Below are 24049 nucleotides of genomic sequence, written 5' to 3' on the forward strand. Positions count from 1 at the left end.
ACAGTCAGTCAAACGCACATCCATGTGGGAGCGGGCTTGCTCGCGAAAGCGGTGTATCAGGCAACATTAATGTCGACTGACACTCCCTCTTCGCGAGCAAGCCCGCTCCCACAGGTTCTGCGCTGAATGGCCTCAGTGAGCCGCATGCATGGGAAGCGCAGTTTCCTCAGGCGCTTTGAGCCGGGCTCATGGCCGGGTAATCGATATACCCCTGAGCGCCCGGTGCGTAGAACGTGTCTTTGTCCGGCACATTAAGCTCGGCGCCTGTGCGAAAACGCTCGGGCAGATCGGGGTTGGCGAGGAATGCGTTGCCAAACACCACCGCGTCAGCCTGGCCCTCGGCGAGAAGGGATTGGGCGGCGTTTTGGTCGAGCCCGCCACCGATCAGGTAGCTGCCATCGAACAGGGAGCGGAACAAGGCGTGGTAGTCGACGCTGGCGCCGAACAGGGCTACGTGCAGATAGGCGAGATTCAACCCGCGCAATTGCTCGACCAGCCAGGTGTAAGTTTCTTGCGGGTTGGCATCGACGATGTCGTTGAAGTTCATTTCAGGGGAGAGCTTGATGCCGACGCGATCGCTGCCAATTTCCGTCGCGATGGCAGTCAACACTTCCAGTACAAAGCGAGCACGATTTGCAACCGATCCACCGTACTCATCCGTGCGCTGATTGCTGCTCGTCGAGAGAAACTGTTCAGGCAGATACCCCGAAGCGGCATGCAGCTCGACACCGTCGAAACCGGCCTCGATGGCCAGGCGTGCGGCCCGACGGTAGCCCTCGATGACCGCGGCAATCTCGACCACGCTCAGCGCATGTGGGGTGACGAAGTCCTGAAGGCCTGAGGCTGTCCAGGTCTGGCCGGCGGGTTTGATCGCGGAGGGGGCCTGTGGCAGGGCGCCATTCGGCAGCAGCGAAGGGTGCGAGATGCGACCGCAGTGCATCAGCTGCATGAAGATCCGCCCGCCGCGAGCATGTACGGCTTCGGACACTTGCTTCCAGGCGGCCACTTGCTCGGCGGTGTCGATACCGGGAGTACGCACATAACCCTTGCCCAGGGCCACAGGGAACACCCCTTCAGAGATGATCAACCCAGCACCGGCGCGCTGCGCGTAGTAGGTCGGCACCAGCTCGGTAGGCACCCCGAAATCATCGGAACGTGAACGGGTCATCGGTGCCATGACCATGCGGTTGGACAGTGTAAGGCGACCGATCTGGACTTGAGAAAAAAGCGAATGCATTGCGGTACTCCTCGGTAAACGATGTGGCTATCATTGATCAATCCGAATTCGGGATAAACCGGGTAAAACTGAATTGACTGATCCACTGATGGAGCAATGACATTGGAGTTTCTCAACGACATGGCGTTGTTCGTCGAAGTCGTGAAGGCGCGCAGTTTTCGCCGGGCGGCGGAGGCGATGGGGATGCCGAACTCGACGCTGTCGCGCCGGATAAGTGGCCTCGAGAAGGAAATCGGGCTAAGGCTATTGCATCGCACCACGCGCAAAATCGAGCTGACCGAGGCGGGGCAGTTGTACTTCGATCGCTGCAAACGCATCGTCGACGAAGCCCGCCTTGCGCACGAGCAGCTCGGCGAAATGCTTGCCCGACCCAGCGGTGTACTCCGGGCTTCGCTGCCGGTGGATTTCGCCTATATCTACCTGGCACCGCTGATCGCGGAGTTTGCCCGGTTGTATCCCGGCATCAACTTCGAGATTGATCTGACCCCACGTCAGGTCGATCTGGTGAGTGAACCGGTTGATGTGGTCATTCGCATGGGCGAGCCCGCGAGTTCGAACCTGATCGCCCGTAAGCTCGCCAGTTTGCGCCGCGGCCTGTATGCCTCACCCCGTTATCTCGAACTGCACGGTGATCCGATTCATCCCTCGGACCTGACCAGCCACGAATGCTTGCGTATGCGCGGCACGCGCGCTGACCGCTGGATACTCTCCGGCAGTGAAGGGGAGGTGGAGGTTGAGGTTGGCGGTCGATTCGAACTCAACAGCGTGGGAATGATTCGACGTCTGGCGACGCTGGATCTGGGTATCGCGTTATTGGGGGAAGGTATCGTTGCGCAAGACATCGCCGATGGCACACTGCGCAGAGTCTTGCCGCAGTGGCAGGCTTCACCCGTCTCGGTTTACGCCCTCACCGAGACGCGGCTGTTGCCAGCGAAAACCCAGCGGTTTATCGAGTTTCTGCGTGAGCGGCTTCAGGATGCGTAGCGTTTCCGGGCTGCTTATGGGGTGGGCTCTTTCTCTAATCTTGTGCAAAATCACGGGTACGACGTACTCGCCGCGTATTGATCGCAGATCCTGCATCAAGCGCCCTGAAATAATGATGTTAAGCACGTATTGTGGATTATCGACCGCGCTAATGCAGTGCAACGAGAACCAATACAAAAAACCATTTTGAGATAAATGATGTCCTTGAGCCCAACATCCAGTCACCCATCAACCGCCGGCGGTAACAGCATGATCGAGGTCACCGAGGTTTCCATTGCCCAACTGCGTGCTGCGCTCGAATCGGACCAGACGACGGCGGTTGAGTTGGTCCAGGCCTATCTCGCCAGGATCGATGCCTACGACGGTGCCGACACGCCCTTCGCCCTCAACGCAGTGGTGGTTCGCAACCCCGATGCGCTCCAGGAAGCGCAGGCGTCCGATGCCCGTCGGGCCAAGGGCGAGACGCTGGGTCCGCTCGATGGCATTCCCTATACGGCCAAAGACAGTTATCTGGTGAAGGGGCTCACCGCCGCCTCTGGAAGTCCCGCCTTCGCGAACCTGATTGCTTATCGCGACGCGTTCACCATCGAAAGGCTTCGTGCTGCTGGCGCGATTTGCCTGGGCAAGACCAATATGCCGCCCATGGCCAACGGTGGGATGCAACGCGGGGTCTACGGCCGTGCGGAGAGCCCGTACAACGCTGACTATCTCACCGCCCCCTTCGCATCGGGCTCATCGAACGGCGCCGGTACCGCAACCGCCGCCAGTTTCGCGGCGTTCGGCCTCGCCGAAGAAACCTGGTCGAGCGGACGTGGCCCGGCATCGAACAATGGCTTGTGCGCCTATACGCCTTCGCGCGGAGTGATCTCGGTGCGCGGGAATTGGCCGTTGACGCCGACCATGGACGTTGTCGTGCCGTTTGCCAGAACCATGACCGACCTGCTCGAAGTGCTCGACGTGGTGGTGGCGGACGATCCCGACACACGAGGCGATCTGTGGCGGATGCAACCTTGGGTCCCCATCCCGAGTGTCGCCTCGGTGCGTCCCGCTTCCTATGGGTCGCTTGCCGCGAATACCGATGCCCTCGCCGGAAAACGCTTCGGCGTTCCACGTATGTACATCAACGCGGATCCCGAGGCAGGCACCAGCGATGCGCCTGGTATCGGTGGTCCGACGGGCCAGAGAATCAACACCCGTCCCTCGGTTATCGGGCTCTGGGAAGAGGCTCGCAAGGCACTCGAAGCCTTTGGTGCCGAAGTGATCGAGGTCGATTTCCCGCTGGTCTCCAATTGCGAGGGCGATCGTCCTGGTGCACCGACAGTGTTCAACCGCGGCCTGGTTTCCAAAGAATTCCTTCACCATGAGTTGTGGGATCTGACGGCCTGGGCGTTCGACGATTTTCTGCGGGCCAACGGCGATCCAAAACTCAATCGCCTGGTCGATGTGAACGGGCCGCTGATTTTCCCGCACGACCCAGGAACGCTGCCCAACCGTGAGGGCGACCTTGCCGCTGGCATGGACGAATATGTGCGGATGGCCGAGCGCGGCATCACCCCTTGGGACCAGATCACCACGGTGCCTGACGGACTACGCGGCCTTGAGCAGACCCGTCGAATCGATCTTGAGGACTGGATGGATCGGTTGGGGCTCGACGCAGTGATCTTCCCGACGGTGGCCGACGTGGGGCCGGCGAATGCCGATGTCGATCCGAAGTCTGCGGACATTGCGTGGAGTAACGGTGTCTGGGTCGCCAACGGCAACCTCGCCATCCGCCACTTGGGTGTTCCCACGGTCACGGTGCCGATGGGCGTCATGCCGGACATCGGCATGCCCGTCGGGTTGACCTTCGCTGGTCGTGCCTATGACGATTCGACGCTGCTTCGCTTGGCTTCGGCGTTTGAGTCGACGGGGACGAAGCGACTGATCCCGCCTCGAACCCCGCCGTTGTCGGGTGGCCAGAAATAAGAAGGGCGGGATTGGGGCAGAACACGCTCCAATCCCGCTTGGTAACTGGTAAACATAGACCTCAAGGACGCGCGATGATAATGCAACACAGGCCAGTGAAGGCTGATGACATCAAAACTATCTGTAGCTTTCCCCTTGACGCTCGGGAACTGTTTTATATGTTTCCGAAAGCTCAATACCCTCTCACTGAAGCTCAGCTGTCTAACGCTATTACTCAACGATTCGACTCGACGGTTGTCGAGACCGGGAATAGCGTCGTCGGCTTTGCTAACTTTTATCGGGCTGAAACGGGTGGGGTTTGCTGTATCGGCAATGTCGTCGTTGCCCAAGAGGCACGAGGTAAAGGTGTGGCGACCTTCATCGTGGAGACGATGACAGCTCTGGCGTTCAATCGCTATGACGCCACAGAGGTCCAGATCTCATGTTTCAATGAAAACACAGCAGGCTTGCTGCTTTATCCAAAACTGGGCTTCTTGCCTTTTGCTGTCGAAGAGCGATCTTCTCCGGATAGTCGTAGATCAGCACTCATCCATATGACCCGCAGCAGAGCGGGCCGACCATAATACTCACCTTGAAAGCCCGGTTAATGCAGCTGCTTACAGGTATTCAGTCGGCTGCTTTGGTTCTGGTGAGTTCCCATACCTGAGTCCGGTCTGGAGCTTTGCATGAAAGTTGGCGTGATTTCCGATACCCATGGCTTACTGCGCGCCGAAGCCCTTGCTGCCCTGGAGGGTTGTGAACGGATAATTCACGCCGGCGACATTGGCAAGCTCGAAATCCTTGATCAACTGGCATCCATTGCCCCGCTGCACGTAGTACGCGGGAACAATGATCTGGACGCCCCTTGGGCAGAACATCTCGCCGACCGCCTATGTTTCGACCTGAATGGATGGCAGACCTTACTGGTTCATGACATTGCCGATGTCCCCGCCGTGCTTGATGCAGGCATAAGGCTAGTGATCACCGGCCATTCGCATAAGCCACGCATAGAATGGCGCGGCGAACGGCTATACCTCAACCCAGGCAGCGCTGGCCGGCGGCGCTTCAAACTACCGGTGACGCTGGCTCTACTCGAGGTGCTTACGTGCTCGATTGAGCCGCGCCTGGTCTCGCTATTGGAATGACATTCCTTGGATGGTCTTGGCAAGGCATGCAGTTTCATCTCATATATCTTTGCAGCGAAAGCGTTTTTAGTTCTTCTATGGATATCGGAGACCTTCATTCATCCATTACCCTTTCTTGCGCTGCCTCTACCTTGTTTTTAGGTTGATAGAGTCCCGGCGCGCCTGTATATCCGGTACGTGAAGCGGCATTGCCAGTCGCTCCCTGTAACTTTGCATTTTCCTCTTTTAACCATTTATCCATTGCTCTTTCTTGCTCTGCTGATACGTTGATTTGAGGTTGATAGAGCCCCTGCGCGGCTGTATGCTCGGTACGTGAATCGGCATTGCCAGTCGCTCCCTGTAACTTTGCTTTTTCTTCTTTTAACCATTCATCCATTGCTCTTTCTTGCGCTGCTGATACCTTGCTTTGAGGTTGATATAGTCTTGGGGTGGCTATATATCCACTGCCGTCATAACTAGGTTCGTCGTTTTTAACGGTACCATCCTTCAAGCGCTCCGATGAACTAGCAATATCTCTTAAACTTCTATCGTCCCTTTTAGTTTCAGTCGCAGCCTGGCTTGAGTTCTGACTGACAGAGTTTTCACTCGATTTAACGGTGTTTGCGGTGGGGGTATCACTAGCAGTGTTAGATTTCAGGGGAGGGGTAGCGGGAGCAGAGACGGTGTCTACTCTAACCTTTGATTTATTTTTCTTCCCCAGTTTATTACTATTTTTTTGTATTTTCTTAGTCTTTGAAAAAGCAGAGTTTAGTTCTTTTTTATTTTTGTGAGTAAGATTATCAATCGGAACATAGCTAATAATTTGGTTGGGTTTTCTTTTGATATTTGAATTATAAAACTTCACTTGCCTTTGTGTTAGCTGAATATCAGCAATAGGCGGCAGCCGAGTGAGACCAATAATCGCCTCTCGAGCAATAGCATATGTAAGTTGGTCAAAGCTGTAAGAAAAACTATTACTGGATTTTGGTATGGCAGGGGATGGTGCCATTATTTCAATGGCACTCTCATGCTTGGAGAGTATTTTTCCGGCCACTAAATCTTTATATGTGTAAACAACATTGCATTTCGATCGAATTCCACCCCAAGCGTTGCTTATAGACACTGAAGATACTTCTGCACTTATTTCAATGCGGCCACTGTAAATTCCAAATTCGATAAAGCGATTACTGTTATGAATTTCTTTCTGGGTCGCATTCTTGATAGCATTCCCCCAGTTTGAAATTTGTAATTCGTTTGAGAAATCATTGTCTATATCTACATTTTTTTTGGTTTTTATTTCTGCAGGAAGCACAATAATATCTACATTGTATGCAAGGTCATAATAGTCAATGTCAGGAACAATGCTCTTGTCTCTTTCGCTTGAGATTTCTGAATAATTTCTTATGTCAGCACAACTCGTAACTCCGAAAAAGCTAAAAGCCAGCACGAGTAAGGCCGTTCTTTTTTTTATCGACATGTTACTCTCCTATAATTGTTGATTTAGGGCTTGCTTTGTCGCTGACGCATAACAGTGATTAAACCGAATTCGGCGATAACGAAATAATAGAGGTCTCTAGATAACTCTGCGTTACCAATTCCGGCTTTTTTTAAAAGTCCATATAAATCATAGGCCTAAATTTCACGCCCAACCCCTCAGCTGTAATCGCGCGACTTCTTTTTTTTGGCGCCAATATAACTAGCCGATGACAGACCACGATCAATAGGGGGTCGAGGAGACTGAATGTAGGCTTTGGCTTTGGGAGGCCGATTCCTGCCTGTCATGACTGGCCGAAATCCACAACCCTGAGCGGACACTCGTCAATATCAACTCAGGGTCAAAAGCTGCTTGCTCCGCTATTGCAGCGGAACATACACATCAGCTTGCCATTGATCCTGCGGTGTCTCGGGATAGACGCTCAGGTAATGAAAGAACAGCGGCTGGTCACGAAGTTCCTCTCCACTGGCGGGAAGCCAATCGCGGTAAATCGGATAGATCGTTTCGCTGATGTGATCCGGTGACCCCGCGTGTCGCACCACGACGCAGCGACCGCCAGGAATGACGATCTCGTGCACGCCGAACTCATTCGGCGCCACGGCCTCGTGAATCTCGCCGCAAATGGCGAAGCGGAATGCTTGTGGAGGTGTCGTATCGGGGTTGCCATAGGGAATGCCAAAGGTGCGACTCGATGCCACCGGCGACTGTCCGCTCTGCATACGCCACTCGATGAACTTGCGCACGCTCTCATTGACGAGCCCGGCTGGCCCGCAGTGCTCAAGCGTTGCTACCCTGACTTCAGGGAATTCCACGATTCGTACTTGCATGATGATAGTCCTGGAAAAGTGAGGGATTGCGAATACCGCATTCCAGACCTGCCAGTTCGGTTCCTTCCTGAATGCACTCGGCGTCATACCGAACGCCCGCCTGAACGCCCTGCAAAATGCCTCGGGACTTTCAAAGCCGGCACCAAGTGCGGCGTCCAGTACCGAGTGATCAGCGAGGGCGGCCAGGCGATGTGCCGCGCGTCGTAGCCGCATCAGTTGCACATAACGTGAGACAGGCACTCCTACGAACGCGGTGAATTGTCGATGGAAGTGAAACGCCGAAAAGTTCGCCACATGGCTCAACGTCTTCACCGACAGGTCACCTTCGAGATGGGCATCAATGTAGGCGAGTACGGCGTTGAAGCGTTTTGTGTAAGCGAAGTTGGTCGGCATGTCAGACACTGGGAAAAGGCTCCTGGAAGTACGGTCGGCAATAGAGTCGACTATAGCGGCGTGAACGCGCCTAGCCGCGTTTGCTCAAGGCACGTTTTGGGTTGGCCAATGCGATCGCTTCCAAATTGTTTGGGCTATATATTCCTTGCAGGAATGCAATACATAAAATTAATGAATTTTTATTATTGCTGGGTGTGGCGTAGCTTGATTTAAGGACATGGAGAACCGCCTTGAAATCATCCTCTCTCAACGCTGCTGAAAAATTTGATACCTCACGAGCCAATGAGTACGGACGACAGAGCCGTATTGCACTAGCAGGATATGACGCCTGCCAAGACTTGGCTGCGTGCATGCTGGCGGCAAGCCTTGGCAATACAAGCTCGGCAAAAATACTGGTGGTTGGCGCTGGCGGCACGGCGCAGGAGATTATTGCTATGGCCAAGCTTGAGCCGGGTTGGCGCTTCACTGCCGTTGATCCATCCGAGCCGATGCTGGAGGCAGCAAAGCAGCAGTTAGGGGCAAACAACTTGCTTGAAAGAACGGCCATGCATCTTGGGCATGTTGAAGACCTGGCAGCAGACGAGTCATACGACGCAGCCACCTTGATCGGTGTACTCCATCATCTCGATGGGGATGATGCCAAGCGACAAATTTTACGATCCATTGGGACTCATCTAAAGCCGGGTGCACCGCTGATTGTCGCGGGGAATCAATATGCTTATGCCAGCCAGCCGTTACTGCTTGCTGCCTGGGGGCAACGGTGGCGGCAGCATGGAGCCAGCCCGGATGAAGTGAAGGTCAAGCTTGGGAAAATCCTTCAAGGCGCTGATCCTCCACCCTCCGAGGCGGCGGTTCAAAAACTTTTGCATGACGCCGGATTTGGGGACGCTACACGTTTCTTCAGCAGCCTTTTCTGGGGGGCCTGGTTGACGTGCAAAGCGGCCTGAACATGGAAGCGAAAAGCTACTTCTGGCCGATATCTGCTGGTTACAGTTTTCTAGTCCAGCGCTTGGCTTTAGCACCAGCCACATCCAACATGTCTAAGCGCCCAACCCGACGCACCGCTGGTTAACGCTTCAGAGCCGCTTCGATCGCCGCGATGTCGATCTTACTCATCCCCATCATGGCGTCGAACGCGCGCTTGGCCGCCGCTCGATCAGGATTGGCTATCGCGGCTGTCAGAACGCGTGGTGTGATCTGCCATGACAGTCCCCACTTGTCCTTGCACCAGCCGCATGCACTTTCCTGGCCGCCGTTTCCGACAATCGCGTTCCACAAGCGGTCCGTTTCGGCTTGGTCGTCGGTTGCAACCTGGAATGAGAAAGCCTCGTTGTGCTTGAACGCCGAACCTCCGTTCAGCCCGAGACAAGGGATGCCCATCACCGTGAACTCGACCGTCAAGACATCTCCCTGTTTACCCGCCGGATAGTCGCCAGGCGCGCGAAGGACAGCACCCACAGCGCTGTCCGGGAACGTCTCGGCGTAGAACTTCGCAGCGTCCAACGCGGTGCCGTCGTACCAGAGACAAATCGTATTTTTGCTGATCATCTTGGTTCTCCAAAATTGGGACTGATGCGTGCATTCTAGTAGCGTAGGCAGCCGGACAATTTTGGCAACTTGCGTACCTTGGGAGGGCGCGCACGCCGTAGATGGCTGGATACGTACGTCGACGTCCCTCACGGCTGCGGCTTTAACAACAGGCCACCTTGCTTATGGCCCCAAGGTAGCTTTAATAAATGGTGATCTCCCTGAGCAACATTTGTTCCGTTCGAAAGGAGCAGAAATGTACAAATTAAGAGTCTTTGTGGTGTCAAGCGCGTTCACACTCGCCGCATTCATGACGTTACCCGTGTCGAGCGCTGAGCAACCGATGGCGGGCCACATATCAGTTCTACCCTCCGATCTCAAATGGTCTGATGCGCCATCGGTCGCGCCTGGCGCCCAAATCGTAGTCATTGAAGGCGACCTGAAAACTGCAGATCCGTTTACCTTTCGGCTCAAGCTACCGGCCAACTCTAAAATAGGTGTCCATACTCACCCGGTAGTGGAACGTGTCACCGTAATTTCCGGCACTTTTCACCTGGGAGTCGGCGACAAATTTGACCCCGCCAAAACCAGGGCCTACACGCCGGGCGGTATCACGATCATGCCTGTTGGTATGCCGATGTATGTATTCACCCAAGAAGAAACTGTCGTGCAGATCCATGGGACCGGCCCGTGGGGTATCAATTTTCTCAATCCCGCGGATGACCCCAGGAAGAAGTGACCTTATCTATCTGATATTCCGACCATCACGCAGGCGCATGGGGGAGCACACGCGCCAGCCCCTGCGACCAATCTGATTTATTCCCTGACTGCACGCATTGAATGAAATCGATGCTGGTTCTCTTGAGTTCGGTTGCAACCCGAAGCGACCGGAGCTCTTCAACCCAGACTGACTGTCGCTCCTGGAGCTTGGGGCGGTGAGGAGACGTTCCCGGGTGCCCGATGATGGCCGAAAATTGCCGGGCATCGAGAACAATCGCCATTGTCAGGGCCAGCGCAAATCAGTCCGCCAAACGGAGCCAAGGGCAGGCGCAACACCGTCTAATCTGAGTAGTACGCGAGCACAAACATGTCTCACGCCTCTTGCTGCAGGGGAAACGGGATGACCGGAACAACAGCGTGCCAATGCTCGTCATGGGTCCTACTCTCCCTGCTAGCCATCAACCTGGTGCTGACGGCGGGATGTTCCGGCAAAGCTGCCACGGCTCGCTATTCGGCCTCAAACATAGGCTCAAGCTGCTATGCAAAAGCGCTACCCACCGCCGGCGAGGGTGGCCTGGCTTGGGGTTCCACCTTGAACATGGCTCGCGAAAAATCCCTGGCTAATTGCATACGTTATGCCGGCCGATCCGGTGGCACGCCGGATACCTGCCACGTGGTATTGGCGGAGTGCAAAAATTAGAAAACGGCTCGTTGGATGGAACGAGCCGTTTTTGTGACGGTGCTTATCGGAGGAAGTGCACGGATGTCAGACCGGATTCAAAGGTGATCCGCATCAATCACAGCCTTGGCGAACGCCTGCGGATCTTCCTGCGGCAGGTTGTGGCCGATGCCGCCGCTGATCAGCCGGAACTCGTATTTACCGGTGAAGCGCTTGGCGTAATCCTCGGGGGCAGGGTGCGGCGCGCCGTTGGCATCGCCTTCGAGGGCGATGGTCGGCACGCTAATGGAGGGCGCCGTAGCCAGTTTCTGCTCTAGCGCTTCATATTGGCTTTCGCCTTGAACCAGCCCCAGGCGCCAGCGGTAGTTGAATACGGTGATGTCGACATGGTCGGGGTTCTCCAGAGCCTTGGCGCTGCGGTCGAAAGTGGCATCATCGAACACCCATTTCGGCGACGCCAGTTGCCATATCAACTTGGCGAAGTCGTGGGTGTTTTTCTCGTACCCGGACCGACCGCGGTCGGTGGCGAAGTAAAACTGATACCACCATTGCAACTCGGCCTTGGGTGGCAACGGGTTCTTGCCGGCCGCCTGGTTACCGATCAGATAGCCGCTGACCGACACCAGCGCCTTGACCCGTTCTGGCCACAGCGCCGAGACGATGTCGGCCGATCGCGCACCCCAGTCATAGCCACCAAGCACGGCCTGTTTGATCTTCAGCGCATCCATAAAGTCGATGACGTCACTTGCCAGCGCGGCCGGTTGACCATTGCGAACGGTTTTATCGGACAGAAAATGCGTATCACCGTAGCCACGCGCATATGGCATCAGCACTCGATAGCCCTTTGCTGCAAGCAATGGCGCGACCTTGTCATAGCTGTGAATGTCGTACGGCCAGCCGTGCAAAAGAATGACTACCGGCCCATCGGCCGGGCCTGTTTCGGCGTACGCCACGTTCAACAGTCCGGCGCTGACATGCTTCAGCGGGCCGAACGGGGAGGGTGCCACATGAGTGGCGCCGGCGCTGATTGCGTCTGGCGGCACAGCTGCGGTCGTTTGTGCGTGGGCCGCACCGAGAGCGCTGAACAGGGTGAGCGCGAGGATCGATGAGCCGACCAGACGGCGGCGAGTTTTGCCGGTTTTGTTCTGCAGTGCCATCTTCATGGTGATGTCTCCGTTGCAAGCCGTTGGCCAGGGGTTCCGGGTGCTCCCCTTCAAACCTGGCTTGCATTTGAACGCGGCGACGTATCTGGTTTGTGTCGAATCGCAGGCCAGGTGAAACCTTATGTACCGGGGGTTCATCCAGACACACCGTGATACACGGTCGGGCCTGACACGCGGCACACCCGGAAACGACGCCGACAGAAGACAGATCGACCCAGTCTTGAGCCGATCTATCAATGCCGGTTAGAAGTGCCAGTGCTCAGCGCGAACGACACGACAGAATGGGCCCGCCAGGGTTGCATTGTGATGAGCGACGATATTTTCGGCCTTCAACGCAGGCGTGTCGGTGCAGGTATGACCATCGGCGATCAGCACTGCATCGAACCCAAGATCTCGTGCAGCGCGGCAGGTGCTGTCGACACAATACTGGGTCTTCATTCCGGCAATAACCACGCCTTCAGATCCACAAGCTTTTAGCCGATCGGCCAGGTCAGTCATGGCGAAAACGTTGGGTCGGCTTTTTTCGAAGACCACTTCGTCGCCTTGTAGCAGGAGTTCCTGCACCAGTTGCGTCAACGGGCTTCCAGGTTCGATAGGCGAACCAGGCGGACCTACGTGGCGAGCAAGAAAAACTGGCGCGCCTGCTTTCCGGGCTTTGCTCAGCAGGCTATTCAAAGTGTTCAGCAGCGCTTCGCCCGCCCATGGTTTATCCGGGCCATGAAACAATCCAACCTGCATATCGAGAATCAACAGTGCATACATAGTGCTTTTCCTTGCGTTTGGACCAGCGACACAAGGGCAAAAGAAAAGGCCCTATCCATCGCTGGCGGGCCTTTTGAAGTTCGTGCGTTATTGGCTCACGACACCTCTCACGACCCGCCTCGGGCGGTCGTGGTAGTGGTGGTCGAGGCAATGCGTGGCTGATTCATAGAGCTGACAGTATCTGCCCGGCACCTGGTTGGCAAGAGGGCGCATCCATGCGCCAAACGACTAGTCTTAGCGCTTGATCAGGGAAATCTTGGTTCCTTCGATGCTGATCCCGGCCATTAACCCCTGTTGGTCGAAAATGAACGCGTAGGCATCGTCCTTCACAGTCGTGCTGGACAGATTCTTCGCCACCCCTTCATCAACCATTACAACGGTGGGTCCTACGCCAATTTCCCAGCCCTTGGTTTTACGCACATAGTCCACGGCTTTGTCGGTCATCAGGAAAACCGCATAGCCATACGACTGGGCGCCTGCTTGCAGCCCCCAGGACCCGGTTACGGAGTTGTAATAATTCTCTACTGTCTTGCCCTTAAACAACACGCCTTCACCATAGCTGCCGCCAAACACAAGGCCCGCCTTGATGATTTTCGGGAAGACAAGAATCGCTTTGGCGTTGTGCGAAATGCTTTCGGCAGATGGCGTGGACTTGTAGAGAGTTTGTAACGCTTGCCGAGAGTCGACATTCAGATCCTCGGCAGTTGCCGCACCTGCAGTGTTTAAGAAGCTGGCTGATGCCAGTGAGGCTGTCGCAAGGACGATCGAGAGGAAGAACCGCATTGACTGAGTCATTTTAGTACTCCGATACGGGAGCATTGGATGTGAGCAGCAGTCAGCACCTGCCTTCGGCAGAAATCCGAGCCTGCTGAAATCCGGCGCACCCTTAAGTGTGTGAGCTACTGGCTTCGCCCTTGAATGAAGCAGGCCAGAGGCCTTTGAACATTGGCGACGTCATCACTTGCTTTGACCTCTGTGTATCAGCCGGGTTCGTCGTCAGAAACTGCGATGGCGAAAGTAGATACTGTTAGTTCTGTGGAATGTCGCAGGCAATGGGAAAGAACACTGTTTTACTGAGGAACTCGGTCAAGTTACCAAAAGCCGCAGTAGACAACCGTAAACAAAACGGACACCTGACAAGGCGCCCACTTTTATTTACTCCGCCGCCTGCGCTGGCAAGCGTCGACCGACTGCTGGAGAGGGCAATGATGCCTGATTGTTTTGATACGCTGGATAGGGCGCACAACTTCCGTAATTCCGGGGTGAAAGGCAGCAACTCGATGTTGAAATGCTAAAGCGTCACGCAATGGCGCCGTCGTGCCGCTTGATTTTAGAGGAGATGCAGCATGGACCGATTCACCGGCGGTTGCCTGTGCGGCAACGTTCGAATTGAGGCGTCGGGACTCCCATACTGGGTCGGCCTTTGTCATTGTATCGACTGCCGCAAGCATCATGGGGCGCTTTTTCACGCCTCGGCAGTGTTCCCTCAGGATGCGGTAATGATCGAGGGAGAAACACGCGACTACGCCGGGCGGTTTTTCTGTCCCCGCTGCGGCTCGTCCGTTTTCGCCCGCACCGGCGATGAAATCGAAGTGAACCTGGGATCCCTGGATGCCCCTGACCAACTGAAGCCAACCTACGAAAGCTGGATCATCCGTCGCGAATCCTGGTTGCCGCCGTTTCCGCTCACGCGACGATACGAGCGTGATCGTGACGCCACGGGTCGCTTAGAGGAGTAGGTCGCACGCACGGTACGAAGGCGCTCGACCAAGACCGTGATCGGGTGATGGCTGATTGCTGCCCGTCACCAAGGGCAGCAATCAAACTGCTTGAATGTCTGTGTCGCGACATAACTCAATGAACAAAATTGACCAACCACGCTACCGGTTTGACCCTATTTATAATGCTGCTCAAACACCGCCACCTGCTCCGGCGTGATCAGCTGAAAGGGCACCCAGACATCCGTCTCGACCGGCTCACCTTTGATCATCTTGATGGCCGCTTGCAGCGCGCTGGTCGCTTGCGCTTTGGGGTCTTGAAAGACGGAGGCTACGAGCATTCCGCGCTTGATGGCCGCGAGGCCGTCAGGCAGGCCGTCGATGCCGACAATTGCAATCTCGCCCTTGGCTTTGCCGGCTTGCTGCAGTGCCATGGCGGCGCCGATGGCCATCTCGTCGTTGTTGGCCACGATGGCATCAAAACCGGTGCCGGCCAGGAGCCAGTTGCTGGTCAGGTCCATCCCTTTGTTGCGCTGCCACTCGGCACTTTGTTGTTCGACGATCTTGATCCCGGGATAGTCCTTGAGCACCTGTTTGACGCCTTCAGTGCGGTCGTGCGTGGAGTTCTGCGCGAGGTCGCCCATGATGATCGCGATGTTGCCTTTGCCCGCCATCTTGTCAGCCAGGTAGCGCATTTGCAGTTGCCCGGCCTCAACGTCATTGGACGCCACCGTGACCACGCCTTTGGGCAGGACGCGTTCGTCCGGATGGCGGTTGACGTAGACCAGCGGTATTTTCGCTTCGACGGCGGCGCGAGTCATGTTGGCGGTGGCTGCGGTGTCCACGGGCAGGACGATGACGGCATCCACTTTCTGGCCGAGAAAGCCCTGAATCTGATTGAGCTGGCGAACCACATCGCCTTGGGCATCCTCGAACTGGATCTGGACGTTCTCCTTCCTGGCGGCATCTTCCAGGCCGCTGCGCACATAGGTCATGAAGTTGTCGTCAACCCTGGCAATGCTGACGCCGATGCGATAGCTGGCGGCAGCCCATTGGCTGAAGAGGAATAACAGCGTGGCAAAAAGAAGTGTGCAGCGACGCATGATGGTTTTTCCTTTTGTTGTTATGAGTCGAAATTTATCAAGATCAAAAACGTAGGGGCTGGCCGATGCCAGTCAGTTAAGCCGTAATGCGATCTGTAGCAGCTGTCGAGCTTGCGAGGCTGCGTTCGGCTGCGAAGCAGTCGTCAAACCAGAAGCTGCGGTGCGTCAGGTAGACCGTATCAACCGGATTCACGACTGCTTCGCAGCCGAACGCAGCCTCGCAAGCTCGACAGCTGCTACAAAGAGTGCGTTGCAGCTGAAATTGCTTAACTGACCGGCATTAATGACTGGCGCTCTCTGAATCAAACCCGCCGAGAGCGCCAGCGTCCTCAATCCAGCGTGAAGGCTTGCCGAAAGCGTTCAAGTGCCGCTTCGCTGTCGCCGCTGGCCCAGCCCTCAAGCCCGACGACACCGGTGTATCCCATGCGGAACAAGGCTTTGGCAATGGCCGGATAATGGATTTCGCCGGTGCCGGGTTCCATGCGGCCGGGGACATCGGCGACCTGAATTTCCCCGATGGCGCTGCCGGCGCGCTGGATCAGTTCGATCAGGTTTCCTTCGCCGATCTGGGCATGGTAAAGGTCCAGGTTCATCTTCAAATGAGGGCTGCCCACGGCCTCGATCAGCGCCAGGGTATCGTCGGCGCGAGCGAAGGGCGTGCCGGGGTGATCCACCTCGGTATTGAGGTTTTCCAGCAAGAATACCCGGCCTGCGTCTTCGCCCAGGCGAGCGATTTTTTCCAGGGTCTTGCAGGCGCTCAGCCACATGCGTCCGGTGGTGTGGGCCACGGGTTTGACCGGCAAGCCTTTGTCGCCCAAACCGGTGCCATGCAGGTTGAGACTCGGGCAATTCAGTTGTGCGGCGACGGCCAGCGATTCTCGTGCGCTGTCGAGCAGGTGCTGGATGCTTTCGGGGTCGGTCAGGTTGCCCGAGATGTAGCCGGTCATGGAGGTGAAGTCAGCGCCCGTGGCGACAAGGGCCGGAATATCTTTCTTCGTCCAGTCCCAGAGTTCAGCGCTGAAACCCAGCGCGTGAATGCGTTTGACGCGCTCTGTGAATGGCAGATCGAGGAAGACCATCTCGGCACTGATCGCCAGTTTGAACGGTGTGAAACTCATGAATGGGCTCCTTGCACGCGCACAGGTTTGCCCTGCTGGAAGGACTCGATACACGCGCGGGCAATGGCCAGTGCAGCCCGGGCATCTTCACCGCTGGCGAGTGGTTTTTCGCCGGTGCGCAGGCAATCGACAAAGTGATTGAGCTCGACCACGTAGGCATCACGCAGCAGGTCGGTGTCCATGCGTTGGGTGTCGGCCTGGATGCCATTGGCCAGATAGCGCACAAGGTCAGAATCATTGAGGCCGCCCATGGTCAGCATGCCAGCGCTGCCGAAGACTTCCCCTCGAACATCGTAGCCATACACGGCCTGGAAATTGGCCTCGGCCGTCGCGATGGCGCCGTTGTCGAAACGGATCGTAACCACTGCGGTGTCGAGGAAGCCCTTGGCCTTGTAGTCCGGTGCAATCAGGGCATCGGCCATGACAAAAACCTCAACCGCTTCGGCACCGGGATTGAGGTAGCGCAGGGTATCGAAATCATGGATCAGGGTTTCGAGGAAAATCACCCACTGCGGCGAGGCGGCCGGGTTGTTCAGCGCCGGGTCGCGGGTCAGCGAGCGCAGCAGTTGCGGCGTACCGATGCGGCCGGCGACCACGTCCAGGTGGGCAGCCCGGAAGCTTTTGGCAAAGCGGCGGTTGAAGCCGACCTGCAGCGGAACACGTGCGTCGGCGGCCGCGGCGATGGCGCGGTCCGCCTCGTCGAGGGTGATGGCCATCGGTTTTTCACAAAACACGCCTTTGCCGGCGCGGGCCGCACTGATCACCAGTTCGGCATGGCTGCGGGCGGGGGCGGCAATCAAGACAGCATCAATTTCCGGGTCATCGAGCAGTTGCTGTGGATCGGTATAGACCCGTTGCACACCCAACTCTGCGGCCAGGCGGGCGGCTTGACCGGGTGTAGGGTCGGCGATGGCGGCCAGGCAGGCGCCGGGAATGTGTCTGGCGGCAGTCAGGCCGTGAAAGCTGCCCATGCGGCCAGCACCGATGAGACCCAGGCGGATGATCTTGGACGTACTCATGAAATGACTCCCTTTTATTGTTGTTCAATGACTCGCAGCAGGAATGTCCTCGCTGGCGTCAATCAAGAGAGCAAGGGTTGTGCCAATGTATAAGTACCTGATATTTAAGGAATTAGTTAATATTGATTGAAAGATGTGTTCATTCGCATGACATGTCTACACTGACATGTCTAAAACGTGAACATAGAAGCGGATCGATGATGGTGAACCCACAGCTAACAGCCTTCAGCGCGCAAGACCTCGATTACATCACTGCGCTCGGGCCTGCATCGTTGAACGAAGGACCGATCGCCGAGCTGGATCAGGCTTGGCTGGCTTGCCTGAAAGGGCGCATCGATCAACCTGCCGGGGTCAGGCAGGTTATCTGGGACTCCTGGCTGCGCAGCGTCAGTGCCGGCCTCGATCCTGAGGATGGCGAATACCGGTTTGTCGCCCCGACCGTTCTGGCTGCAACGCTGGCGGCCAATCGTGCCTTGATCGCCGCGGCGGCGGAGGTCATGAAGGGATTGCTGGCTTACAACCCCAGGGGCCATATCAATCTGACCGATGCCGCAGGCACGACCCTGTATTTCTGTGGCCTGGACCTCACGCCTGTGGGCAGTCGGCTGCTGGAGTCGGTGCAGGGCACCAACTGCACCGGGCTGGCGATTGCCGAAGATCGCTTGGTGTATGTGCTGGCCGAGGAAAACTTCGGGATTGGCCTGCGTCGGCGGCGCATGCATTGTGCTGCCGCGCCGATCAGGGATGCGCAGGGCAGGACGCTGGCCATGCTGACCTTGACCGCCGAGCCGGGGTGGTTTCATTTCCATACGCTGGGCACCGTCCAGGCAGCGGCCGAAGCGGTCTCGCGGCAGATGGCGCTGCAAGCTCTGCTGGAAGAACAGCAAACCGTTCTCGAAGTGCTCAACGAGGGCCTTGTGGTGCTGGATGAGCGGGGCTGCATCAAGGCGCTCAACCGCTATGCCCGCCAATTGTTCCGCGTCGGCCGGGACCTGTTGGGCAGCCCGTTCCAGCGTCTGGGCCAGAGCGAACTGACCGATGAGATTCTGCTGCGCGGCGGGGAAGGGCAGCAGTATGAAGGGATAAGAGATCTGGATTGCACGTTTGAGTTGCATGATCGCAGCCTCTTGGCGTGTCTGGTGTCGGTGTGCCCACTGGAGCAGGGTGGGCGCATTGTTTCGTTGCGCGAGAACAGGCGCATCCGGGAAATTACCCGGCGGATTATCGGCACTCAAGCCAGCTACACCTTCGAGACCATTCAAGGCAGTTCGCGAGCCATACAGGACGCGTTGCATTTGGGGCGGATTGCCAGTCGCAGTGATTCGACCACGCTGATCCTCGGTGAGAGCGGTACCGGCAAGGAGCTGTTCGCCCAGGCGATCCATAACGCCAGCGACCGTTGCAGCGGTCCTTTTGTGGCCGTCAATTGCGGGGCCATTCCGCGAGATCTGGTGCAGAGCGAACTGTTTGGTCATGTTGAGGGCGCCTTCACCGGATCGGCCCGTGGAGGCTCTGCCGGGAAGTTCGAATTGGCCGATGGCGGAACGATTTTTCTCGACGAAATCGGTGACATGTCTTTCGATGCCCAGGTCAGCCTGCTGCGCGTTTTGCAAGAAAGTGAGGTGACTCGCGTGGGCGCGAAGAAATCGCAGCAAGTGGATGTACGCATCATCGCCGCCACCCACCGCAACCTGAGCCAGGCGGTTGCCGATGGCGCCTTCCGTGAGGATCTTTACTACCGGCTCAATGTGCTGAACCTGACGGTTCCGCCGCTGCGGATGCGCCGGGAAGATGTTCCATTGCTGGCGCGACATTTTCTCTATCGTTGCACCCGCTCGCTGCGCAAATCGGTGCAGGGCATCTCGCCAGAGGCATTGGATATTCTTTCGGCCTACAGCTGGCCGGGTAATGTTCGCGAGTTGGAAAACACCATCGAGCGCGCGACCAATCTGGCGGTGACCGAACTGATCCAGCCAGCTGATCTACCGCTTGAAATCAAGCAAAAGCTGCGTCCGCCGGTGCCGGGAAGTGTGCCCGAACCCCTGGCTGCCCTGGACCTTGGCACCCATGAAATGAATGCGATCATCGCGGCCCTCAGGGATACCCGCGGCAACATCCGCTTGGCCGCAAGGCAACTGAATGTTTCCCGTGGTGGGTTGTACAACAAGATGAATCGGTTCGGGTTGAGCGCCGATGCTTTCCGTTCGGAACCCAACTTCTGACTGAAAAAAATGACCCTGTAGTGAGGGAGCTTGCTCCCTCACTCACTACAGGTTCAGTGTCGGGCGTTCTCTGAGGTGATGATCTGCAGTGGAATATGGATTCGATGCCGTATCGGGTCGAAGTCCGGCGTGGTCTGCAGCTCGACCAGCAAGTCGACCAGCGCGGTTGCCAGTAATCGCGGCTGGGAGTCGATCACCAGGCTGATCAATCCCTGATCCAGTGCTTGTCGCGACAGTTCGGTCGACTCCTGCAGAATGCAGCACAGCGACGGCTGCTTCGGCAGTTGCGACAGGGCATTGATGACCCCGTCGCCGCCACCACCGACCACGCACAAACCGCGCAAGTCGTCATGCCGCGCCAGCAGGTCCAGCGTTGCCTCTTCGGTGATGTCGCAATTGTCCAGATTGATCACTGCTTCCAGCAGCCGCAACCCTGGGGCGCGCTCCGCCAGGTAGCTGCGCAACCCCTCGACCCGCGCCTGATGGCCAAGAAAACGGTGGCCGCCGAGCAACACCCCGACGCTGCCTTTACGGGCGCCACACGTGTGAGCCATCAGCCAACCCATGGTACGTCCGACCTCGTGATTATCCTGGCCGACGTAAGGCTCATCCGCCGCCTCATGAATGTCGGACAGCATTGCGATCACCGGCACGCCGGCCTCTCTGATCTGCGCGATGGCGGCATTGATCAGCGGATGCGCGAAGCTGACCACCGCCAGACCATCGCACTGCACCGCCAGTTGTTCGATCTGGGCAATGATCGCGCTGGGTGTGCGATCGAAAACGTACTCGAATTGAATGCTCAGGTTGGCGCCAGCCTGACGTTGCGCCGCCTCGTTGATAGCGGCGGCCACGTTGCCATAAAACGCTTGGGCGGTACCGAGCAGCAGGATGCCGAAACGATAGGTGGGACGACGTTCGCGGATCCGCTGACCGATCAGCCTCGCAGCGAAGTAACCGACCGCTTCGGCGGCCTGGAATACCTGCTCGGCGGTGTCCGGGTTGACCGGGGCTCTGGCGTTGAGCACCCGGTCCACGGTGGCGACACTCAAGCCAGCGTGTTCGGCGACAGTAGCGATGGTTGGGCGTTTGGTGTTGTTCATGACAGGCCCCGCAAACGCTTTGATAGAAAACTATCAAGCTTCAATGGGGCTGGATGATAGCTTGATAGGGAATGTATTCAAGGGCTTGAGGGTGATTTCTGTGCTCTCTATATTTTCCCCAGCGATGTGATCCCGCGTCGAAAAGTGCCTAAAACAATCAAGCTTGCGGAGAACAATAAAATGCCTGAACAAAACGCAGCCTTTGAAAACCCCGGTAAACCCATGCCTCGGGATTATCGATTGACCGGTCCCGAAGCCGCCCGAGCGGCGCAAAAAGGCTTGGTATCGGCAAGCTGGTACCAATCCCCCATTTCTCGTAAACGCATGAAGGAATTGATGCAGCGCCGCGATGGCCCGGCCTTGCTTGATACCGCGATCTGGCTGTCGGCGATGGTCGTCACCGGGTTCGGCGGTTACTGGTTCTGGGGCTCCTGGGCCTGCGTTCCGTTTTTCTTCGTCTACGGGATGCTCTACGGCACGGCGTCCAATGCCCGTTGGCACGAAGCGGGTCACGGTACGGCGTTCAAGACCCGCTGGATGAATGATGCGGTCTACCAGCTGTCGAGCTTCATGTTCATGTTCGAACCCCAAGTCTGGCGCTGGAGCCACGCACGGCACCACACCGACACCGTCATCGTCGGCCGCGATCCGGAGATCGTCGAGCCACGTCCGCCAAGCCTGATCAATATGGTGCTGAGCCTGTTCAGAATGCCTTATGCGTTGAAGACGATGTGGTCAGTCTGCCGGCATGCGGTAGGGCGGATGGGCGAAGAAGAGCAGACGTTCATCCCCGAATCCGAGTGGCCCAAGGTGGTGAGGGACGCACGCGTCTGGCTGGTGATTTATGCGCTTACCGTAGGCGCTGCGCTGTATATGCAGAGCTGGTTGCCGCTGATGTTTATTGGTCTGCCGACGCTCTATGGCGGTTGGCTGTCCTACCTGTTCGGCCTGTCGCAGCATGTCGGCCTGGCTGAGGATGTACTCGATCACCGCAGCAACTGCCGCACGATTTACATGAACCCGGTGCTGCGCTTCATGTACCTCAACATGAACTACCACCTTGAGCACCACATGTATCCGATGGTGCCTTTTCACGCGCTGGCGCAGCTTCACGAGGAGATTCGCAACGACTGCCCGCCGCCTTACACCAGTCTGTTCGAGGCCTTCAAGGAGATCCTCCCGACCATCTGGAAGCAGCGCAAAGACCCGACTTATTTCGTCTCTCGTCCTTTGCCACAACGCGCAGCGCCGGCCGCCAACGTCCAGTCAGAACCTGAAGTAACGCCGGCCTGACACCTTCCTGCCTGTACCACTACAAGAGAAAACGCCATGACCGATCAATGGATCGATGTATGTGCCGTGGACGATATCGACGATGAAGATGTCATTCGTTTCGACCATGGCCAGCACACCTATGCCGTCTACCGCTCCGCCGACAGCGAGTTTTTCGCCACTGCGGGCCTGTGCACCCATGAGTCCATCCACTTGGCCGATGGCCTGGTGATGGAGCATGTCATCGAGTGCCCCAAACACAACGGGCGTTTCGATTACCGCTCCGGCAAAGCCCTTGGCGCACCGGTGTGCGTCAACCTCAAGACCTATGAAGTCCGGGTCGAGGCGGGGCGTGTGCTGCTCGCTATCACGGTTTAACTGCGCGGAGTCTGTGCCATGAATCCTGCCAATGCTCCATTGATCATCGTCGGCGCCGGGCATGCGGGTGGCCGCGCGGCCCTGACCTTGCGCGGCGAAGGTTATAGCGGTCGCCTGATTCTGATAGGCGACGAGACCCACCCGCCCTATGAACGTCCGCCGCTGTCCAAGGGGCTGTTGCAGGGCTCGGTCGATCTGGCGGGTTACAGCCTGTGCGACACCGCTCAGCTCGCCGATCTGGACATCGAACACCTGGCGGGTAACCCGGTGAAATGCCTGGATCCGCAGCAGCATCGTCTGCAATTGGCCGACGGCAGCTGGCTGCATTACGCGCGTCTGTTATTGGCGACGGGAGGGCGGTCGCGCAGACTTGCCTCGGTGCCCGAGCACCTGCTCAATGTGCTTTATCTGCGCACCCATGACGAGGCCCTGGCACTGCGTGCTTCGTTGCAGCCTGACGCCCGGGTGGTGATCATCGGCGGCGGCTTTATCGGGCTCGAAGTCGCCGCCACCGCCCGTGCCTTGGGTTGCACAGTGACTTTGCTTGAGGCCGGACCACGTTTGGCGGGTCGGGTGTTGCCGGAGCAACTGTCCAGTGTCCTGCTGGAACTGCATCGCAGTCAGGGCGTGGATGTCCGGCTGAATGTGGCCATTGAGGCGGTGCAGGGCACTACTCACGTGGAGTCCGTGCAACTGGTCGACGGCGAGTTGCTGCCCTGCGACCTGGTGGTGGTGGGTATCGGCATGCAACCCAACACTGAACTGGCCGCGGCCGCAGGACTCGAGGTCGGCCAAGGCATCCGCGTCGATGCCCAACTGCGCACCAGCGCGCCGGACATCTTTGCGGCGGGCGATGTCTGTGAGTTTCGGCTGCATCCGCAAGGGGTTTTCCAGCGTCAGGAAACCTGGCGCAACGCCGAGAATCAGGGCCGTCACGCCGCCCTGAATCTGTTGGGCGGTGAGTTGCCCTTCGAGGTCATTCCCGGTTTTTGGTCCGATCAATACGACTGGGGATTGCAGACCGTGGGCGTGATCGCAAACACAGAACCCACTGCGAGCCGGACAACCCCCGGTGGCGGATTCCTGTTGTTTTACCTCGATGCCGAGCAACGTTTGCAAGGCGCTTGCGGCTGGGGGCAGGGGAATAGCGTCGCCAAGGACATCAAGCTGTGCGAACGGCTGATTGCCCACCATAACCCCCTTTCGGTGAACGCTCTGGCCGACGCCGATGTACCGCTCAAACAACTGCTGAGGAACTGAC

23 protein-coding genes are annotated in these 24049 nt (G+C 57.3%); 12 read left to right on the forward strand and 11 right to left on the reverse strand.

Annotation, left to right across the window (positions count from 1 at the left end):
- Window positions 1-166: 166 nt before the first annotated feature.
- On the reverse strand, window positions 167-1237 hold the full coding sequence (locus KGB18_RS26610) for an alkene reductase (protein ID WP_123719116.1): 1071 nt from the start codon (window positions 1235-1237) through the stop codon (window positions 167-169).
- Window positions 1238-1339: 102 nt separating this feature from the next.
- Between KGB18_RS26610 and KGB18_RS26615 the strand changes: the two genes are divergently transcribed.
- The 4 genes from KGB18_RS26615 to KGB18_RS26630 all read left to right on the forward strand — a co-directional run bounded on the left by KGB18_RS26615 (window position 1340) and on the right by KGB18_RS26630 (window position 5310).
- Window positions 1340-2221, forward strand: a complete 882-nt coding sequence (locus tag KGB18_RS26615; RefSeq protein ID WP_123719223.1) for a LysR family transcriptional regulator — start codon at window positions 1340-1342, stop codon at window positions 2219-2221.
- 249 nt (window positions 2222-2470) lie between these two features.
- Entirely contained in the window at window positions 2471-4186 is a 1716-nt protein-coding gene (locus KGB18_RS26620; protein WP_223570741.1) for an amidase, read from the forward strand.
- Window positions 4187-4260: 74 nt separating this feature from the next.
- The gene (locus tag KGB18_RS26625; protein ID WP_123719118.1) at window positions 4261-4749 is read left to right on the forward strand and encodes a GNAT family N-acetyltransferase; all 489 of its coding nucleotides are present in this window, start codon (window positions 4261-4263) and stop codon (window positions 4747-4749) included.
- 102 nt (window positions 4750-4851) lie between these two features.
- Window positions 4852-5310, forward strand: coding sequence for a metallophosphoesterase family protein (locus KGB18_RS26630; RefSeq protein ID WP_123719119.1), 459 nt, complete (start codon window positions 4852-4854; stop codon window positions 5308-5310).
- A gap of 94 nt (window positions 5311-5404) precedes the next feature.
- Here the strand turns inward: KGB18_RS26630 and KGB18_RS26635 are convergent, their stop codons facing one another.
- Both KGB18_RS26635 and KGB18_RS26640 read right to left on the reverse strand, forming a co-directional pair.
- Entirely contained in the window at window positions 5405-6766 is a 1362-nt protein-coding gene (locus KGB18_RS26635) for a hypothetical protein (RefSeq protein WP_123719120.1), read from the reverse strand.
- A gap of 377 nt (window positions 6767-7143) precedes the next feature.
- Complete coding sequence (locus tag KGB18_RS26640; protein ID WP_223570742.1) at window positions 7144-8013, reverse strand: GyrI-like domain-containing protein; 870 nt, start codon at window positions 8011-8013, stop codon at window positions 7144-7146.
- A gap of 221 nt (window positions 8014-8234) precedes the next feature.
- Here KGB18_RS26640 and KGB18_RS26645 point away from each other — a divergent pair, with 221 nt between their 5' ends.
- Entirely contained in the window at window positions 8235-8951 is a 717-nt protein-coding gene (locus KGB18_RS26645; RefSeq protein WP_201060185.1) for a class I SAM-dependent methyltransferase, read from the forward strand.
- A gap of 121 nt (window positions 8952-9072) precedes the next feature.
- On the opposite strand, the gene KGB18_RS26650 is transcribed toward KGB18_RS26645, so the two are convergent.
- Complete coding sequence (locus KGB18_RS26650) at window positions 9073-9552, reverse strand: VOC family protein (protein ID WP_123719123.1); 480 nt, start codon at window positions 9550-9552, stop codon at window positions 9073-9075.
- 235 nt (window positions 9553-9787) lie between these two features.
- On the opposite strand from KGB18_RS26650, the gene KGB18_RS26655 reads away from it, so the two are divergent.
- Complete coding sequence (locus tag KGB18_RS26655) at window positions 9788-10270, forward strand: cupin domain-containing protein (protein WP_410003830.1); 483 nt, start codon at window positions 9788-9790, stop codon at window positions 10268-10270.
- A gap of 381 nt (window positions 10271-10651) precedes the next feature.
- Window positions 10652-10951, forward strand: coding sequence for a hypothetical protein (locus tag KGB18_RS26660; protein WP_223570743.1), 300 nt, complete (start codon window positions 10652-10654; stop codon window positions 10949-10951).
- Window positions 10952-11028: 77 nt separating this feature from the next.
- Here the strand turns inward: KGB18_RS26660 and KGB18_RS26665 are convergent, their stop codons facing one another.
- The 3 genes from KGB18_RS26665 to KGB18_RS26675 form a co-directional block, all read right to left on the reverse strand.
- Entirely contained in the window at window positions 11029-12093 is a 1065-nt protein-coding gene (locus KGB18_RS26665; protein ID WP_223570744.1) for an alpha/beta fold hydrolase, read from the reverse strand.
- A gap of 243 nt (window positions 12094-12336) precedes the next feature.
- A complete protein-coding gene (locus KGB18_RS26670; protein ID WP_223570745.1) occupies window positions 12337-12855 on the reverse strand; it encodes an isochorismatase family protein in 519 nt (172 codons plus the stop codon).
- Window positions 12856-13089: 234 nt separating this feature from the next.
- Window positions 13090-13650, reverse strand: a complete 561-nt coding sequence (locus KGB18_RS26675; protein WP_123719127.1) for a YSC84-related protein — start codon at window positions 13648-13650, stop codon at window positions 13090-13092.
- A 551-nt stretch (window positions 13651-14201) separates the two neighbouring features.
- Between KGB18_RS26675 and KGB18_RS26680 the strand changes: the two genes are divergently transcribed.
- The gene (locus KGB18_RS26680) at window positions 14202-14594 is read left to right on the forward strand and encodes a GFA family protein (protein ID WP_223570746.1); all 393 of its coding nucleotides are present in this window, start codon (window positions 14202-14204) and stop codon (window positions 14592-14594) included.
- Between the two features lie 155 nt (window positions 14595-14749).
- Here the strand turns inward: KGB18_RS26680 and KGB18_RS26685 are convergent, their stop codons facing one another.
- The 3 genes from KGB18_RS26685 to KGB18_RS26695 all read right to left on the reverse strand — a co-directional run bounded on the left by KGB18_RS26685 (window position 14750) and on the right by KGB18_RS26695 (window position 17813).
- Window positions 14750-15676, reverse strand: coding sequence for a sugar ABC transporter substrate-binding protein (locus KGB18_RS26685; RefSeq protein WP_052962983.1), 927 nt, complete (start codon window positions 15674-15676; stop codon window positions 14750-14752).
- Between the two features lie 329 nt (window positions 15677-16005).
- Complete coding sequence (locus KGB18_RS26690) at window positions 16006-16794, reverse strand: TIM barrel protein (RefSeq protein ID WP_123719129.1); 789 nt, start codon at window positions 16792-16794, stop codon at window positions 16006-16008.
- Complete coding sequence (locus KGB18_RS26695; RefSeq protein ID WP_223570747.1) at window positions 16791-17813, reverse strand: Gfo/Idh/MocA family oxidoreductase; 1023 nt, start codon at window positions 17811-17813, stop codon at window positions 16791-16793. The genes KGB18_RS26690 and KGB18_RS26695 overlap by 4 nt, the downstream gene beginning before the upstream one ends.
- Window positions 17814-18013: 200 nt before the next feature.
- Here KGB18_RS26695 and KGB18_RS26700 point away from each other — a divergent pair, with 200 nt between their 5' ends.
- Window positions 18014-20035, forward strand: a complete 2022-nt coding sequence (locus KGB18_RS26700; RefSeq protein ID WP_223570767.1) for a sigma-54 interaction domain-containing protein — start codon at window positions 18014-18016, stop codon at window positions 20033-20035.
- A gap of 53 nt (window positions 20036-20088) precedes the next feature.
- Here KGB18_RS26700 and KGB18_RS26705 read toward each other — a convergent pair whose 3' ends face one another.
- Complete coding sequence (locus tag KGB18_RS26705) at window positions 20089-21138, reverse strand: LacI family DNA-binding transcriptional regulator (RefSeq protein ID WP_201060195.1); 1050 nt, start codon at window positions 21136-21138, stop codon at window positions 20089-20091.
- A gap of 180 nt (window positions 21139-21318) precedes the next feature.
- Between KGB18_RS26705 and KGB18_RS26710 the strand changes: the two genes are divergently transcribed.
- The 3 genes from KGB18_RS26710 to KGB18_RS26720 are packed head-to-tail and all read left to right on the forward strand — an operon-like array spanning window position 21319 to window position 24048.
- Window positions 21319-22431, forward strand: coding sequence for a fatty acid desaturase family protein (locus tag KGB18_RS26710; RefSeq protein ID WP_123719132.1), 1113 nt, complete (start codon window positions 21319-21321; stop codon window positions 22429-22431).
- Window positions 22432-22467: 36 nt separating this feature from the next.
- The gene (locus KGB18_RS26715) at window positions 22468-22788 is read left to right on the forward strand and encodes a MocE family 2Fe-2S type ferredoxin (protein WP_038983770.1); all 321 of its coding nucleotides are present in this window, start codon (window positions 22468-22470) and stop codon (window positions 22786-22788) included.
- An 18-nt stretch (window positions 22789-22806) separates the two neighbouring features.
- Window positions 22807-24048 (forward strand): NAD(P)/FAD-dependent oxidoreductase, encoded by a 1242-nt coding sequence (locus KGB18_RS26720; RefSeq protein ID WP_223570748.1) that lies wholly within the window; start codon window positions 22807-22809, stop codon window positions 24046-24048.
- Window position 24049: the final 1 nt, after the last annotated feature.

This window comes from Pseudomonas sp. BF-R-26 (assembly GCF_019947395.1).
Taxonomy (GTDB): Bacteria; Pseudomonadota; Gammaproteobacteria; order Pseudomonadales; family Pseudomonadaceae; genus Aquipseudomonas; species Aquipseudomonas farris.

Coding starts and splice junctions, on each gene's coding strand:
- KGB18_RS26700 (WP_223570767.1), top strand. CDS start 18,014: ATGGTGAACCCACAGCTAACAGCCTTCAGCGCGCAAGACCTCGATTAC.
- KGB18_RS26625 (WP_123719118.1), top strand. CDS start 4,261: ATGATAATGCAACACAGGCCAGTGAAGGCTGATGACATCAAAACTATC.
- KGB18_RS26620 (WP_223570741.1), top strand. CDS start 2,471: ATGATCGAGGTCACCGAGGTTTCCATTGCCCAACTGCGTGCTGCGCTC.
- KGB18_RS26685 (WP_052962983.1), bottom strand. CDS start 15,676: ATGCGTCGCTGCACACTTCTTTTTGCCACGCTGTTATTCCTCTTCAGC.
- KGB18_RS26670 (WP_223570745.1), bottom strand. CDS start 12,855: ATGTATGCACTGTTGATTCTCGATATGCAGGTTGGATTGTTTCATGGC.
- KGB18_RS26635 (WP_123719120.1), bottom strand. CDS start 6,766: ATGTCGATAAAAAAAAGAACGGCCTTACTCGTGCTGGCTTTTAGCTTT.
- KGB18_RS26680 (WP_223570746.1), top strand. CDS start 14,202: ATGGACCGATTCACCGGCGGTTGCCTGTGCGGCAACGTTCGAATTGAG.
- KGB18_RS26660 (WP_223570743.1), top strand. CDS start 10,652: ATGACCGGAACAACAGCGTGCCAATGCTCGTCATGGGTCCTACTCTCC.
- KGB18_RS26675 (WP_123719127.1), bottom strand. CDS start 13,650: ATGACTCAGTCAATGCGGTTCTTCCTCTCGATCGTCCTTGCGACAGCC.
- KGB18_RS26720 (WP_223570748.1), top strand. CDS start 22,807: ATGAATCCTGCCAATGCTCCATTGATCATCGTCGGCGCCGGGCATGCG.
- KGB18_RS26655 (WP_410003830.1), top strand. CDS start 9,788: ATGTACAAATTAAGAGTCTTTGTGGTGTCAAGCGCGTTCACACTCGCC.
- KGB18_RS26695 (WP_223570747.1), bottom strand. CDS start 17,813: ATGAGTACGTCCAAGATCATCCGCCTGGGTCTCATCGGTGCTGGCCGC.
- KGB18_RS26665 (WP_223570744.1), bottom strand. CDS start 12,093: ATGAAGATGGCACTGCAGAACAAAACCGGCAAAACTCGCCGCCGTCTG.
- KGB18_RS26610 (WP_123719116.1), bottom strand. CDS start 1,237: ATGCATTCGCTTTTTTCTCAAGTCCAGATCGGTCGCCTTACACTGTCC.
- KGB18_RS26705 (WP_201060195.1), bottom strand. CDS start 21,138: ATGAACAACACCAAACGCCCAACCATCGCTACTGTCGCCGAACACGCT.
- KGB18_RS26690 (WP_123719129.1), bottom strand. CDS start 16,794: ATGAGTTTCACACCGTTCAAACTGGCGATCAGTGCCGAGATGGTCTTC.
- KGB18_RS26650 (WP_123719123.1), bottom strand. CDS start 9,552: ATGATCAGCAAAAATACGATTTGTCTCTGGTACGACGGCACCGCGTTG.
- KGB18_RS26715 (WP_038983770.1), top strand. CDS start 22,468: ATGACCGATCAATGGATCGATGTATGTGCCGTGGACGATATCGACGAT.
- KGB18_RS26710 (WP_123719132.1), top strand. CDS start 21,319: ATGCCTGAACAAAACGCAGCCTTTGAAAACCCCGGTAAACCCATGCCT.
- KGB18_RS26630 (WP_123719119.1), top strand. CDS start 4,852: ATGAAAGTTGGCGTGATTTCCGATACCCATGGCTTACTGCGCGCCGAA.